13 protein-coding genes are annotated in these 13,783 nt (G+C 70.7%); 1 reads left to right on the top strand and 12 read right to left on the bottom strand.

Translation table 11 applies throughout. The features are described from left to right. From glgX to PARN5_RS0119185, 12 genes are all read right to left on the bottom strand, one after another. Complete coding sequence (gene glgX / locus PARN5_RS0119240) at positions 1-2,046, bottom strand: glycogen debranching protein GlgX (RefSeq protein ID WP_157404088.1); 2,046 nt, start codon at positions 2,044-2,046, stop codon at positions 1-3. A gap of 11 nt (positions 2,047-2,057) precedes the next feature. Further along, positions 2,058-3,149: a sugar phosphate nucleotidyltransferase gene (locus PARN5_RS0119235; protein WP_018001404.1), complete on the bottom strand. Its 1,092-nt coding sequence runs from the start codon at positions 3,147-3,149 to the stop codon at positions 2,058-2,060. Between the two features lie 95 nt (positions 3,150-3,244). Then, entirely contained in the window at positions 3,245-5,473 is a 2,229-nt protein-coding gene (treY, locus tag PARN5_RS0119230; RefSeq protein WP_018001403.1) for a malto-oligosyltrehalose synthase, read from the bottom strand. Beyond that, positions 5,470-7,161 (bottom strand): malto-oligosyltrehalose trehalohydrolase, encoded by a 1,692-nt coding sequence (gene treZ, locus PARN5_RS0119225; RefSeq protein ID WP_018001402.1) that lies wholly within the window; start codon positions 7,159-7,161, stop codon positions 5,470-5,472. Before treZ ends, treY begins: the two co-directional genes overlap by 4 nt. A gap of 110 nt (positions 7,162-7,271) precedes the next feature. Continuing rightward, the gene (locus PARN5_RS22625) at positions 7,272-8,192 is read right to left on the bottom strand and encodes a zinc ABC transporter substrate-binding protein (RefSeq protein WP_085999870.1); all 921 of its coding nucleotides are present in this window, start codon (positions 8,190-8,192) and stop codon (positions 7,272-7,274) included. Continuing rightward, entirely contained in the window at positions 8,189-9,073 is an 885-nt protein-coding gene (locus PARN5_RS0119215) for a metal ABC transporter permease (RefSeq protein WP_018001400.1), read from the bottom strand. The genes PARN5_RS22625 and PARN5_RS0119215 overlap by 4 nt, the downstream gene beginning before the upstream one ends. Then, positions 9,070-9,780 carry a metal ABC transporter ATP-binding protein gene (locus PARN5_RS0119210; protein WP_018001399.1) on the bottom strand — a complete coding sequence of 237 codons (711 nt, stop codon included), beginning with the start codon at positions 9,778-9,780 and terminating at the stop codon, positions 9,070-9,072. The genes PARN5_RS0119215 and PARN5_RS0119210 overlap by 4 nt, the downstream gene beginning before the upstream one ends. Further along, a complete protein-coding gene (locus tag PARN5_RS0119205; protein ID WP_018001398.1) occupies positions 9,777-10,715 on the bottom strand; it encodes a zinc ABC transporter substrate-binding protein in 939 nt (312 codons plus the stop codon). The genes PARN5_RS0119210 and PARN5_RS0119205 overlap by 4 nt, the downstream gene beginning before the upstream one ends. Next, on the bottom strand, positions 10,712-11,263 hold the full coding sequence (locus PARN5_RS0119200) for a DUF6162 family protein (RefSeq protein ID WP_018001397.1): 552 nt from the start codon (positions 11,261-11,263) through the stop codon (positions 10,712-10,714). The genes PARN5_RS0119205 and PARN5_RS0119200 overlap by 4 nt, the downstream gene beginning before the upstream one ends. Further along, positions 11,260-11,577, bottom strand: coding sequence for a hypothetical protein (locus tag PARN5_RS0119195; RefSeq protein WP_018001396.1), 318 nt, complete (start codon positions 11,575-11,577; stop codon positions 11,260-11,262). The genes PARN5_RS0119200 and PARN5_RS0119195 overlap by 4 nt, the downstream gene beginning before the upstream one ends. Next, complete coding sequence (locus PARN5_RS0119190) at positions 11,574-12,122, bottom strand: hypothetical protein (RefSeq protein ID WP_018001395.1); 549 nt, start codon at positions 12,120-12,122, stop codon at positions 11,574-11,576. Before PARN5_RS0119190 ends, PARN5_RS0119195 begins: the two co-directional genes overlap by 4 nt. Next, entirely contained in the window at positions 12,119-13,333 is a 1,215-nt protein-coding gene (locus PARN5_RS0119185; RefSeq protein WP_018001394.1) for a PepSY-associated TM helix domain-containing protein, read from the bottom strand. Before PARN5_RS0119185 ends, PARN5_RS0119190 begins: the two co-directional genes overlap by 4 nt. A gap of 183 nt (positions 13,334-13,516) precedes the next feature. Between PARN5_RS0119185 and PARN5_RS24395 the strand changes: the two genes are divergently transcribed. Further along, positions 13,517-13,684, top strand: coding sequence for a hypothetical protein (locus tag PARN5_RS24395; RefSeq protein WP_018001393.1), 168 nt, complete (start codon positions 13,517-13,519; stop codon positions 13,682-13,684). Positions 13,685-13,783 lie beyond the last annotated feature (99 nt).

The raw sequence follows: 13,783 nt of genomic DNA, 5'->3' as shown, positions 1-13,783 counted from the left end.
TCAGGTTAACTGGCGCGTCAGCGCCATCACGGTTTGCCAGGGCAACGCGAGGCTGCCCTGGATGGGCGCATCGCGGGCGATCTCGTCAGCCGAACTGTCGAGACGCAGCCGCCATTCGCCCTCGGGCAGGGCGAATTCGGCATCCTCGCCGGCATTGACCAGCACCAGCAGCTGGTCCCGGTCCAGGGTGATCTGCATGGCCATGCAGCGCAGTTCGCCGTCCTGCCAGTCCGCCTCGGCCATCTCGCGGCCCTCGGGATGCAGCCAGCGCGCCTGCGGATCGCCCTCGGCACTCAGAAAGCGGTTCTGCGCCAGCCCGCTTTCGCGGCGGAACGCCGCCAGGGCCGCGACCGCGGCGCGGATGTCCTCGCGCGCCGCTGCCCAGTCGATCCAGGAAATCTCGTTGTCCTGACAATAGGCGTTGTTGTTGCCCTGCTGCGAATGGCCCAGCTCGTCGCCGGCCAGGATCATCGGCACGCCCTGCGCCAGCAGCATCGTGGCCAGCATCGCCCGGATCCGGCGCAGCCGCGCGGTCAGGATGCCGGGATCGTCGCTTGGCCCCTCGGCGCCCAGGTTGTCGGACAGGTTGTTGTCATGGCCGTCGCGGCCGTCCTCGCCATTCGCCTCGTTGTGCTTGTCGTTGAAGCTGACGGTGTCCATCAGCGTAAAGCCGTCATGCGCCGCGACGAAATTCACGCTGGACGTCGCCGGGCGATGGCTGTGGTCGAATTGCACCGGCGAGCCCGACAGCCGTTCCGCCAGCGCCGGCAGCAGCCCCGGATCGCGGCGCCAGAAGCGGCGGGTGTCGTCGCGGAACTTGTCGTTCCATTCCCGGAACGGCCAGCGATAGCCGCCGACCTGATAGCCGCCGTCGCCCACGTCCCAGGGCTCGGCGATCAGCTTGACGCCCGACAGCACCGGGTCCTGGCGGATGGCGTTGAAGAACGAGCCGTCACGCTCGAACCCCTCGGCCTCGCGTCCCAAGGTCGAGGCGAGGTCGAAGCGGAAGCCGTCGACATGCATGGCCTGCACCCAGTAGCGCAGGCTGTCCATCACCATGCGCAGCACCATCGGATGCGCCACGTTCAGCGTGTTGCCGGTGCCGGTGGTGTCGAAGCTGTGGCGCGGATCCTCGGGCGACAGCAGGTAATAGGAGGCATTGTCGATGCCGCGAAAGGACAGGGTCTGGCCCAGCTCGCTGCCTTCGCAGGTGTGGTTGTAGACCACGTCCAGGATGACCTCGATGCCGGCGGCATGCAGGCGGCGCACGGTCTCCTTGATCTCGCGGATGCGGCCCGATTGCAGATAGGGCGCATGCGGGGCAAAAAAGGACAGGGTCGAATAGCCCCAATAGTTCGACAGGCCCTTTTCCACCAGGTGGCGGTCATTGGCAAAGGCGTGGATGGGCAGCAGTTCCAGCGTGGTCACGCCCAAGCCCTGCAGATGCCCGATCACCGCCTCGCTGGCGAGGCCGCGGAAGGTGCCGCGGTCCGCCTCGGGCACCTCCGGGTGCAGCCGGGTCAGGCCCTTGACATGGGCCTCGTAGATCACGGTGTCGGACCAGCGGTGGCGCAGCGCCTTGTCGCTGTCCCAGTCGAAGGCCGCGTCCACCACCACCGCCTTGGGCATGAAGGGCGCGCTGTCGCGCTGGTCGAGGCTCAGGTCGTCCTGGCCGATCTCATAGCCGTGCAGCGCGTCGTCCCATTGGATCGCGCCGCGCAATTCGCGCGCATAGGGATCGAGCAACAGCTTCGCCGGATTGAAGCGGTGGCCCTGTTCGGGGGCATAGGGGCCGTGGACGCGATAGCCATAGACCTGTCCCGGCGCTACCTGCGGCAGGTAGCCGAACCAGATGCCGCCCTCCATTTCCGGCAGGTCCAGGCGCGCGATCTCGCTTTCGCCGCTCTCGTCGAAAAGACACAGTTCGACCCGCGTCGCATGGTCCGAGAACAGGGCGAAATTCGTGCCCTCGCCCAGGAATTCGGCGCCCAGCAGGTCGGACCGGGCCGAGGAGGCATCGAAGCGCAGGCTGGACAGGTCGCGCATCGCCATCCTCGTCACGCCACGTTGCGGGGCAGCGGGTGCAGCCGGGCGCGGCAGGCGTCGCGGCGTTGCAGCATCTCGGGCGTGACCAGCACGGTCTCGCCGTCGCGGCGGAACCAGCGCGCGTCCTCGTCGGGATCCTCGCCGACCACCAGCCCGTGCGGGACATGCGCGCCGGGCGCGACGATGGCGGCGCTGAGCCGGGCCGAGGCCGGGACATGGGCGCCGGGCATCGCCAGGCTGCCGCGCCCCAGCGACCATTCCGCCGCCGGCGCGGGATGGGGCAGGCGCGCGGGCGCGCCGGCCAGGAAGTCCAGATGCGCCCGGCGCAGCGCGTCCAGCGTGCCCACGTCGCGCCAATAGACCTGCCCCGAGGCGGCGGGCGGCAGGCGATAGCTTCCGGCCTCGCCCCGCGCCACCGCCATCGGGATCAGGTCGTGGCCGAAATCCGCGGCCCGCGCGGCATCGCCGAACAGGCGTTCGCGCAACCAGGCGGCCGACAGCACATAGACCCCCATCGAGACCAGCGCCTGGTCCGGCTGCCCCGGCATCGACGGCGGCGCGGCGGGCTTTTCCAGGAAATCCAGGATGCGCCCCGCCTCATCGGTGCGCATGACGCCGAAGCCGCTGGCCTGGGCGCGGGGCACCACATCCGCCGCGATCGTCACCGCCGCCCCCGAGCGGCGATGCGCCGCGATCAGCGCGGCATAGTCCATCTCGTAGATATGGTCGGCGGCCAGCACCAGCACCTGCTCGGCGCCCCAGGCTTGGATCTGCAGCCAGTTGCGGCGCACGGCATCGGCGGTGCCGTCGTAATAGCCGCGCCCGTCGCGCAGGATCAGCCCGCCGGCCGGAAAATGCCGGCCCCACTGGGCTGGCAGATGCCGGTGCAGCGTGGCCGGCGCGAATTGCGTGGCGACCAGCAGCCGGTCCAGCCCGGACCGGACCACGTTCGCCATGGCGAAATCGACGATGCGGTTGCGCCCGGCAAAGAACACCGCGGGCTTGCTTTCCCGCGCGGTCAGCTCGTGCAGGCGGGTGCCCTTGCCTCCTGCCAGCAGGATGGTTGCGGTCGCGGCGGGCAGGGAAATGGACCTGTCGGACATGGGCGAGTTCCTTTGCTGAAGGGGACGCCAGCCCGCAACCCTGGGCTGTCGGCTGGGAAACCCGCCCGGGCGCCCGATGTTCCAGCCCTCATCAATTAATTATTACCTTGCCAGAACAGCACGAGCTGCACGCCATCCGCGAACCCCTGCCGCAGCACGATGCGGGCGTCCGGTGCAGGCGGCTGATGATACAGCAGTTCCGCGCCCAGAACCCGGTCCTGGTCCTGGCGCAGCAGCCGGACCGCCCCGGCCGGGGTCTCGATCCGGGCCGAGGCCCTGCGCAGGAAGCCGGCCTGCTCCGCCCGCAGTTTCAGCAGCGCGCGGGTCCAGCGCGCCTTGGGGTCATCGGCCCGGGCCAGGGCCTGCCAGTCCAGCGGCAGGCGGTTGTCGGGATCGGTCAGCGCCAGGAAGGGCGCCTCGTCGCCGCGATAGAGGTCGGGAAAGCCCGGCAGCAGCATGTGAAAGGCGCGCTGCGCCAGCGCCAGCGCCGCGCCGCGCAGCAGAAGCCGCGCCAGTTCCGGGGGCGGGTCCGCCTGCCATTGCCGCAACACGGCACCGGCGAACCCGGCCGCCGCCTGCTCCGCCTCGCGGTCGGGGCTGGACCAGAAGCTGGTCAGCTTGGCCTCGCGCATGGCCTTCTCCAGGTGGTCGGCCAGCCTGGGCGCCGCCGAACCGGCATCGCCCTGCCACAGCGCCAAGGCCGATTGCAGCGCATACCAGCGCCACTCCGGCGCGACATCCCCGGCCGCGGGCAGGGCCGAGGCCGCCGCGTAAAGCGCCTGGAACGCCTCGGGGCCATGGCTGATGGCCGCAAGCCGCATGCGCGCATCGCCCGAGCGCTTGCTGTCATGGGTCGAGACCGCCACCATGTCCCCGGGCCGGCCCCGCGCCAAGGCTTCATTCGCCTCGCGCGCGGTGATGGTCGGCTCGTCGGGCTCGGCCCCGACCTCGTTCGCCGCCAGATAGCGGGCCCAGCGGAATCCGGCCGTGTCCTCTTGCGCCTTGGCCAGCAGCGCGCCCGAGACCTGCTGGAAGCGCCGGGCCAGGGCGCGGGCGGCTTCGTTCGGCGGCTCGAGCATCAGCGACACGACCAGGTCCAGAACCGTGCGCCCGCGCAGCCCCTGCGCCGCCCGGTCGGCGGCGGCGCGCAGGATCTCGGCGTCGCGCGGGTCCGCCGCATCGTCCAGATAGGTGCGATAGCGCGGCATCGCGACCAGCAGGGCGGTGACGGCTTCGCGCAACGATTCCGGGCCGGGCTCGGCCAGGGCCGAGCCCTGCGCTGCGGCCGCCGCCATGTCGCGCAGCTGGCGCCGCTCGGCGGCCAGTTCGTGCTCCAGCACATCCAGCTTGGCCTGCTGCAGCACGGCGCGGAAATCCCCGGTCGCGCCGGTGGCCTCGCGCCAGATGCGGTCCAGCCGCGCAAGGCCGGCCGCATCGGTCAGCAGCCGCGCGATCAGCCGCCCGGATTCGTAGCCGGTGGTGCCGGTGCAGGGCCAATCGGGCAGCGTCTCATCCCCGACCAGGATCTTTTCGACCCAGACCGGCGTGTCGGGCAGCGCCGCGCGCAGCCGGCGCAGATAGGCGCCGGGATCGGCCAGGCCATCGACGTGATCGACGCGCAGCCCCTGCACCAGCCCCTGGCGCACCAGGTCCAGGATCAGGGCGTGGGTGGCGTCGAATACCGCCGGATCCTCGACCCGCATCCCGATCAGGCTGGTCACGTTGAAGAAGCGCCGATGCGTGATGCCGTCGCGCTCCAGCTCGTGATGCACCAGCCGCCAATGCTGTGCCTCGTGCAGGGCGCGCAGATCCTGGCCCGGGTCGCTGTCCGGCGCCAGCGGCAGGCGCATCTTGCCGAATTGCCACAGGCCGTCCCGCACCGCGAAGGCCCCTTCGGCCAGCAGCTTTTCGAAGGGCTCGGGCAGAAAGGGCAGGACCAGCGGCCCGGCCTGCCAGTCGTTGTCGAAGGCCGCGGCATGGCGGCTGGCCGCGCCGTGGCGCAGCACGTCCCGCAGCCAGGGGTTTTCCAGCGTGAAGGCGGTGTGGTTCGGCACGATGTCCAGGATGATGCCCAGGCCCCGCGCCTGCGCCGCGCGCGCCAGCGCCCGGAACCCGTCCATGCCGCCCAGGGCCGGGTCGATCCGGGTCGGGTCGGTGATGTCATAGCCATGGCTCGAGCCGGTCGCCGCGACGAAGATCGGCGACAGGTACAGATGCGACACCCCGAGGCCCACGATATAATCCAGCCGGTCCCGCACGGCGGCGAAATCCACGCCGTCGCGCAGCTGGATACGATAGGAGGCGGTGGGAAGCGGCGCGTTCATGCCGGCTCCACCCACGCGGTCAGCGCGAAGCGATCGCGCCCGGGCCGGCCCAGCACGAATTCGCCCTCTGCGGGCAGGGGGGCCGGCGCGCCGGCGCTCAGCGCGACATGCAGGCTGCCCGCGCCGAAATGCCAGGCGGCGGCCAGCCCGTGGCTGCCCTGGCGCTCGACCTCGGCGGACCGCCGACCGCTTTTCAGCAGCGGCACGACCTTCCGGTGGCGAAAGCGCAGCGCGCGGCGCGTCAGCGCCTGCCAGCCGTCATCGGGGCCGTCCCAATCGAGCCGGGACCGCCGCAGCGTCGCGGGGTCCAGCGGATCGGGGGCCTCGGCAAAGCCCGCATCGGCGGCGAATTCGGCCTGGCGCCCCTCGCGCACCGCCTGGGCCAGGTCGTCCTGGTAATCGGCGAAGAACAGGAAGGGCGAGCGCGCGCCGCGTTCCTCGCCCATGAATACCATGGGGATATAGGGCGCGACCAGCAGCAGGGCATAGGCCAGCCGCACGCCATCCGGGTCGGCCAGGCTCAGCAGGCGTTCGCCCCGTGCGCGATTGCCGATCTGGTCATGGGTCTGGATCGCATTGACGAAAGCCGTGGGCGGCAGGTCGCCGCAATCCGCACCACGAGGGCCGTCGCGGCCGGGGCGGGGCTGGCCCTCCTCGACATGGCCGCGGCGCAGGGCATGGGCCAGGTCGGCCAGCGGATCGCGGGCAAAGCTCGCGTAATAGCCGTGATCCTCGGCCGTCAGCAGGCAGTGGACCGCGTGGTGGAAATCGTCGTTCCAGCTGGCGTCATAGCCCTGTCGGCGCAGGTCGGGCAGGTTGCGTTCATCCTCGACCACCAGGTGAACGGGGCGGCCGGGGCAGGCGGCGCGGGTGCGGCGGGCGAATTCGACCAGGAATTCGTTGGCGCCCGGCCCGGTGATCTGGTGCACCGCGTCCAGCCGCAGCCCGTCCAGGCGGAACGCGCCCAGCCAATGCGCGGCGCATTCGCACCAATAGTCGCGCACGGCGGGCCGGGAAAAGTCGATCGCCGCGCCCCAGGGCGTCTGGCGCGAAGCGTCGAAGAATTCCGGCGCGATGCGGTGCAAGGCGGCGCCTTCGGGGCCGAAATGGTTCATCACCAGATCCAGCAGCACCATGAGCCCCAGCCCATGCGCCCGGTCGACCAGGCGGCGCAGGTCGTCCGGCGTGCCATAGGCCGGATGCAGCGCAAAGGGCAGCACGCCGTCATAGCCCCAGCCGCGCTGTCCCGGAAACTGGCCCAGCGGCATCAGCTCGATGGCGGTGAAGCCGAGCGCGGCCAGGTGGTCCAGCCTGTCTGCCGCGGCCGCCAGCGTGCCCTGCGGCGTGAAGCTGCCGACATGCAGCTCATAGATCACCGCCTCGGCCCAGGCGCGGCCCGGCCAGTCCGCTTGCCAGGCATGGTCCGCCCGATGCGCCACCGAGGGCGCGTGAACGCCGCCGTCCTGCAAGCGGCTGGCGGGGTCGGGGAACAGCGCGCCATCGACGCGCAGCTTGTAGCGGGCGCCGGCCCGGGCGGGGACGGCGGCGCTCCAGTTGCCGTCCGGGTTCCGGGTCATGGCGTGGTCGTGTCCTTCGAGGACCAGCGCGACCTCGCGCGCTCCGGGCGCCCACAGGCTGACGCGCCAGGTGTCGCCGACCCATTCTCCGCCCCATCGGCCCATCGCCATCCCCCCATGCCTGCTTTCGCAACGCCGGCGCGCGAGGCCGCGTTCCCTCGCAGGGGCCAAGGGGGCTCATGCCGATGGTGGCGGTTCGTCCGCTTCCGGCAGGGCCGGGATCAGTTCTCCTGCCCGGTCCGGGCCAGCCGGGCGATATTGCCGGCGATCAGCCGCGCCGGATCGCCCGGCGCGGCGCTGTCCAGCAGCAGCACTTCGATGCCCTCGCCCGTCAGCGCCTTGGCCAGGGGTTCGGGCAGGTCGCGGGCGGTCAGCGCGGTGTCGATTCCCTCGGCCGCCATCCAGTCCGCAAGCTTCGCCGCCCGCTCCGGCGTCCATTCCGAGGGCGCGGCGATGATGCGCGCCCGCAGCTCCAGCCCCAGATCGGCGGCGAGATAGCCGAATTGCGGCGACAGCGCCACCGCCTCGGCGCTGTCGCGCGCGGCCATGGCCTGATCCGCCCCGGCCTTGGCCAGCAACAGCTCGTGCTTCAGCCCGCGCAGGTTCTGTGCGATCCGTCCGGCCTCGGCCGGCGCCAGGCGCGACAGGTCGCCCGCGACGATCTCGGCCATCTCGCCCAGCCGGGTCGGGGACAGCCAGGGCGCCGTCTCCTCGCCCGCGGGCGGCATGGGCTCGAGCCCGAGCATCGCATAGAGCGGCGCGTCGGCGGTGTCGGCGCCCAAGCGCGCGATGCCCGGCATGCGCTGGTCCAGGGGCCGGGTCGCATCGATCTCGACGATGCGGATATTGGCGCGGCGGGCGGCGGGATAAAGCGGATCGGCCGGCCAGATGCCGCCCAGCGTCAGCACCGCATCCGCCGAGCGCGCCGCCTGCTCCAGCCGCTCGCGGCCCCGCCCGGCCAGATAGGATTGCAGGCGCGAGGCGGGCAGCTTCTCGGGCTGCACGGCCTCGACGGTGATCGCGGTGTTCTGGGTCAGCCGCCGCGCCAGGGCCTCGGTCGCGGGATGGGCGGTCAGCAGCGTCTCGGCCGCGACGGGCGCGGCCAGCAGCGCCAGCAGCAAGGCAGGGAGAAGGCGTTTCATGCGTCACCTCGCAAGGCCCGGATCAGGGCGCAGAGCAGGAAGCAACTGCCCGCCACCAGGATGATCGCCGCGCCCGAGGGCACCGGCAGGTCGAACTGCATCGGCAGCAGGATCCCCGCCAGCGTAGCGAAGGTCGCGATGCCGACCGAGATCCACCAGAAGCCGCGCACGCCGCGCGCCACGGTGCGCGCCGCCGCGGCCGGGATGACCAGCAGCGCGCCCACCAGCACCGCGCCGACGATCTTGAGCGAGGCGACGGTGACCACCGTCACCAGCATGACGAAGAGATAGTCGAGCCGCCGTACCGGCACGCCGCGCACCACCGCCAGCGCCGGATGAAAGCTGGCCGCCATGAAGCGGTTGTAGAGCCAGGCGGTCAGCGCCATGACCAGCGCCCCGACCGCCGCCAGCACCGCAAGGTCGGTGCCGTTCACCGTCAGGATCGAGCCGAAGAGCACGTTTTCCAGGATATGCACGTTGATCCTGCCAGCGAGGATCAGCAGCACCGAGGCCCCCAGCGCCAGCGACATCGACAGGAACACCCCGATCAGCGTGTCGGCGGAAAGCCCGGTGCGGCCGCGCAGATATTCCAGCCCGATGGCAAAGAGCAGGCAATAGCCGAACAGCGCGCCATAGGGGCCGGTATAGGGCTCGCCGGCCAGGATGCCGATGGCGACACCGGTCAGCGCGGCATGGCCCACGGCCTCGGCGAAGAAGGCGTGGCGGCGGATCACCACCAGCGTGCCGAGACCGCCCAGCATCGGCCCGACGACCAGCCCGGCCAGCATGGCGTTGACGGCAAAGCCCCAGCCAAGCGCCGAGGGCAGCCAGCCCGCCTCGGCCAGGGCCTGCACGGCCTGGCGGAAATGCTCGAAGCTCATGCGGCGGCACCCCGATGCGAAAACAGCGCCAGCACCCGCTCGGGTGTCAGCTCGTGCTGCGGCAGGCCGTCGAACAGCACCCGGCGGTTCAGCGCGGTCACGCGGTCGGCCAGGCGCCGCACCGCCGCCAGGTCGTGCTCGACCCAAAGCACGGTCACGCCCTGGCTGCGCAGATCGGCCAGCAGCGTCTGAAACAGCGCCGCCCCGGATTCGTCCAGCGCAGCCATCGGCTCGTCCAGGATCAGCAGGTCGGGGGCCGGGTCCAGCGCCTGGGCCATCAGCACGCGCTGCCGCTCGCCCCCCGACAGGGCGCCCATGCGGCGATCCGCCTTGCCGGCCATGCCGACATGCGCGAGCCGCGCCTCGATCCGGGCGCGGGCCGCGGCATCGGGGCGCAGGAAGACCGGGCGGTTTCCGTCCAGCGCCGCCAGGAAATCCAGCACCGTCATCGGCAGCGAGGCGTCGAATTGCAGCGCCTGCGGCACATAGGCGATGCGCCCGGCCGCCCCCGGCCAGTCCAGCGCCACCTGCCCCTGATGCGGCATCTGCCCCAGCAGGCAGCGGATCAGCGAGGACTTGCCGCCGCCATTCGGCCCGACCAGCGCATGGATGCTGCCCGGCGCCACGCTCAGCGCCACATCCTCCAGCACCCGCGTGCGGCCGAAGCTCAGCGACAGGCCCTGGACCGCGATCCCCGGCCCGCTCATGCCTTGCCGCCCTCGCGGATGGCGCGCACGACGGTGGCGAGGTTCTGGGCCATCTCGACCTCGAACTTCTCGGGCGTATAGGCGCCGTGGATGATATGGGACAGCGGATACATGGCGACGCCGGTCTCGGCCTCGATGGTCTCGACATAGGCCGAGGGGAAGTTCGATTCCGAGAAGATCACCGCGACGTTCATCGCCCGGATCTTGTCGATGGTCCGCGCCAGTTGCGAGGGCGAGGGCTCGATGCCATGCGCCGGCTCGACCACGGCGCTGACCTCCAGCCCGAATTCGCGCAGCAGGTAGTCATAGGCGCCGTGGATGGTGGCGACCCTGAAGTCGGGCGAGGGCGCCTGCGTCACCTGCGCCAGCGCATCGGCGCGCAGCTTGCGCAGGCGGCGGTTATAGGCGCGGGCATTGCCGGCAAAGACCTCGGCCCGGTCGGGATGCAGCGCGCCAAGCTCGGTCGCGATGGTCTGGACCTGCGAAATTGCCCCGGCGATCGAGATGAAGGTGTGCGAATTCACCACCTTGCCGTCGATGGTCTCGCCAAGGCCACGGGCGAAAGCGCCGACGGCCGGCAGCAGCGGCACGTTGCGGTTCGCCTCGATCACCGGCACGTCGGGCCGTTCCGAGGCGGCGATCATCCGGCCGGCGAAATCGTCATGACCGATGCCGTTCAGCACCACCACGTCCAGCGCGCCGATGCGGCGGATGTCCTCGGCCCGCGGCTCATAGGCATGGGGGTTGAAGCCCACCGGAACCAGCGGCACCGCCTCGGCCTGGTCGCCGGCGATATGGGCGACCCAGGAATAATAGGGATGCAGCGTCACCCCGATCCGCAGGGGCGCGGCCGCGCGGGCGCGCGTGGCGAAAGGCAGGGCGGCGAAAGGCAGGGCAAGGCCGGCCGCCAGAAGGCCGCGTCGGGTCAGGGTCACGGGTGGGCATCCTTTCGCGTGACGCTGGCGTCATAGCGGGTCACCACCTGCCGCCAGCCGGCCGCGATCAGCGCGGCATCGTCCAGCACCGCCGGCACGCCGGCACCTTCGCCGATCCAGACCGTCGGACTGTCCTTGTCCATGCGCAGCAGCATCGGCCGCGCGATCTCGGGCTTTGCCGGAACGCCCAGCCAGCCGCGCAACGCACCTGTCCCCAGTTCCTGCCAGACATGGCCACCGCGCGCCTCGGCCGTGGCGTCGGGGACGAAGGGCGGCAGCCCCTCGGCGGCCAGCGCGGCCGGGGCGTTGTCGGGCAGCCAGGCGAATTCCGGCGCCGCGTTCAGCAGGTCGGCGGTCAGCCCCTGTTCGGCGGCGTTCAGCCCCGAGCGCAGGTCGACCTGCCAGCCCGGCAGCGCCGTCACCGAGGCGCGGTCGCGATGCAGGGCGACGACCAGCGACGACCCGGCCAGGATCAGCAGCGCCAGGACCAGCACGGCAAGGCTTTCCCGCCGCCCCGAGGCGGGCGGGACGATGACGCGGGCATTCACGGGCTCAAGCCCTCGACGTCCTGCCAGTCGACCTCGACGACATGGCCGGGGCCGGCGTCGAACAGGATGTAGAACTCGCCCTCCGGCTTGGCGAAATGCACCTTGCTGGCGGCGTCGAATTTCGCCGGCACCAGCACGTCCTCGTCATAGGAGATCACGTCCAGCTTGACCCCTTCGGCGCTGGTGCCGTCGGAAAAGCCGCCCTCGCAGGTGATCTGCCCGCCCTCGGCCATGCAGGTGCAGAAGGGATAATGCGCCGCGGCCGGCAGGGCCGAGACCAGCAGGGCGGCGCAAGCGATTGCGATCCGGGTCATTCGCGTTTCTCCTCTATGCGGCGCAGCCAGTCGGCGGTGGCGGGCGAGGCCACCTCCAGCGCCAATTCGCCCTTGTGGACGCTGCCGTCCCATTCCTCGACGGTCAGCCACAGCCCGTCATCCGGCCGGGCGCTTTCGGGCACGGCCAGGTCGGCCGACTGCCGGGCCGGCGGACCGCTGAACAGCGCCCCGGCGGCGCGCAGCGAGCGCGGCTTGCCGATGCGGACATGGACGGCGCGGATGCGGTCGTCGCAGCCTTCGCACAGCGCCAGGCGGAACACCTTGCGCATCCCCGCGACGCCGGCGTCGATCGGCGCGTAGCCGTCGAATTCGACCAGCCGCAGCGCGAAAGGCCCGACCTGGACCAGGCTCGGCTCGCGCGCGCCCAGGCCCGCCTCGCCGGTGCTGAGCCGGGCCAGGTGATAGAAGGCCGGGAAGGCAGCGATAGGCACCACGATCAGCAGCACGTTCAGGTGAAAGCGCCAGTCCTGCCACCAGCGCCCCAGCCGGGTGGTGGCATTGCCGCGGGTGATGCCGGCGCTCATTCCGCGGGCTCCAGCCGGGTGGCGCGGCGCTCGGCGATGAAGGCGCCGGTCTCGCGCGCGGTGCGCCTGGTCCAGATCAGCATCCCGGACAGCACCATCATCGACAAAAGCACGCCGAAGATGAAATAGACCAGCTTCAGCCAGACGCCCAGGAAATCGCCGAAATGCAGCGGATACATCGCATCCGTCACCAGTTCGACCACGCTCTTGTCCGAGACGCGGCGCAGCTTCACCACCTCGCCGTCATAGGGGTTGATCGAGGCGGTCTCGTAGAACAGCGGGAAGGTGCTGCGCCCGAAGATGCTGGCCGGAGAGAAGGCATCCGCGGGCAGCGACAGGAAATCGACATGCAGCCCCGGATGCGCCGCCCTGGCCGAGGCGATGATCGCGTCCAGGCTGACCGGCGGCAGGTCCGAGCGATGCGCCGCGACCGGCACCGCCTCGCGCTCCAGCACCACCGGGATGCCGGCGGTCGAGACGGTGACGCCATTGTCCGACAGCAGCGCCTCGAGGAAGAACCAGGTCCCGGTCACGCCGATGATGGCGACGAAGGGGATCGACCAGATGCCCGCCAGCCGGTGGAAATCGCCCCAGAAGGTGCGGGCGCCCTTGCCGATGCGCAGCCGCGGCTTGAAATAGGCCCGCCAGAATTTCTTGTAGACCAGGATGCCGGTGATCAGCGAGCCGATCATCGGCAGGCCCATGAAGCTGACCGCATACCAGCCCCAGGAATAGCCCCCGGTCCAAGGCAGGAACAGCCAACCGTGCAAGGCGCGGATGAAATAGCGAAAACCCACGGTGCCCGCCACGCCCTGAACCCGCCCGTCATAGGGGTTGACGTAGAGCGTCGCGGATTCGCCCTTGGCATCGCTGACCGTGACGGTGGGGGCGAAATGGGTCTCGACCGGCCAGGAGATCGCGCTGACGCGGCTGCCGGGGCGCTGCTCGGCCACGGCGGCGGCCAGCGCATCGGCGCCCAACCGCTCTTCGGCGCCCTCGGGGCGGATGGCGCGGACATCGGCATTGGTCAGCCAGATCAGCTCGTGGCTGATGGTGGCGATGGTGCCGGTCACGCAGATGAAGAACACATAGGCCCAGAGCGGCAGCGCCAGCCAGCCGTGAATCAGCAGCCACAGGCGCGCCAGGCTGCCCTTCTTTTTCTTCTTCGGCGTCGCGGCCGGCGCCGGCCCGGGATGCGCTCGGTCTGTCATGGCATAGCCCTGCTGTTTCGCGGCACCCTTATCGCAAAAGAATCCTGATAGGAATAGTAAGACTTCGGCCGGCTTGCCGCTTTTTGTTGGCCGGCCGGTGCAGGCGGTCATGCATCGGCGGCTGGGCGCGGATCACCGGCCACGCCACCCTGCGCCATGGGTTTCGGATCGCCTGAACGGCGGATGAACCGCAAGATCGTCGCCGGCCATGGCGGGACGGGGTCGGGAGGGCATGAGGCCGGCATGACGGCTCAGTTGCCGATTTCGAATGCGGCCGCATCGGCGGCTGCGCGCGAGTCGATCCTTTTGTTCCTTCTGCTGCCCTTCGAGATATTCACCGCCGCGACCTGACGCTATCCCCGATCCCGTGAAAGGCAGCCGATCAGCGCATTGATGACGTCATGGCCGCCTTTTTCACAGCTGCGGTGTCGTCACGGGCTTTGGCACCAG

It is taken from the genome of Paracoccus sp. N5, from assembly GCF_000371965.1.
Taxonomy (GTDB): Bacteria; Pseudomonadota; Alphaproteobacteria; order Rhodobacterales; family Rhodobacteraceae; genus Paracoccus.
This window is presented reverse-complemented; position numbering and strand designations above follow the sequence as displayed.

What these genes read in the sequence shown, in the direction of transcription:
- PARN5_RS0119235 (WP_018001404.1), bottom strand. Translation starts at nt 3,149, where the DNA reads ATGTCCGACAGGTCCATTTCCCTGCCCGCCGCGACCGCAACCATCCTG.
- treY (WP_018001403.1), bottom strand. Translation starts at nt 5,473, where the DNA reads ATGAACGCGCCGCTTCCCACCGCCTCCTATCGTATCCAGCTGCGCGAC.
- PARN5_RS24395 (WP_018001393.1), top strand. Translation starts at nt 13,517, where the DNA reads ATGAACCGCAAGATCGTCGCCGGCCATGGCGGGACGGGGTCGGGAGGG.
- glgX (WP_157404088.1), bottom strand. Translation starts at nt 2,046, where the DNA reads ATGCGCGACCTGTCCAGCCTGCGCTTCGATGCCTCCTCGGCCCGGTCC.
- treZ (WP_018001402.1), bottom strand. Translation starts at nt 7,161, where the DNA reads ATGGCGATGGGCCGATGGGGCGGAGAATGGGTCGGCGACACCTGGCGC.
- PARN5_RS0119215 (WP_018001400.1), bottom strand. Translation starts at nt 9,073, where the DNA reads ATGAGCTTCGAGCATTTCCGCCAGGCCGTGCAGGCCCTGGCCGAGGCG.
- PARN5_RS0119210 (WP_018001399.1), bottom strand. Translation starts at nt 9,780, where the DNA reads ATGAGCGGGCCGGGGATCGCGGTCCAGGGCCTGTCGCTGAGCTTCGGC.
- PARN5_RS0119185 (WP_018001394.1), bottom strand. Translation starts at nt 13,333, where the DNA reads ATGACAGACCGAGCGCATCCCGGGCCGGCGCCGGCCGCGACGCCGAAG.
- PARN5_RS0119190 (WP_018001395.1), bottom strand. Translation starts at nt 12,122, where the DNA reads ATGAGCGCCGGCATCACCCGCGGCAATGCCACCACCCGGCTGGGGCGC.
- PARN5_RS0119195 (WP_018001396.1), bottom strand. Translation starts at nt 11,577, where the DNA reads ATGACCCGGATCGCAATCGCTTGCGCCGCCCTGCTGGTCTCGGCCCTG.
- PARN5_RS22625 (WP_085999870.1), bottom strand. Translation starts at nt 8,192, where the DNA reads ATGAAACGCCTTCTCCCTGCCTTGCTGCTGGCGCTGCTGGCCGCGCCC.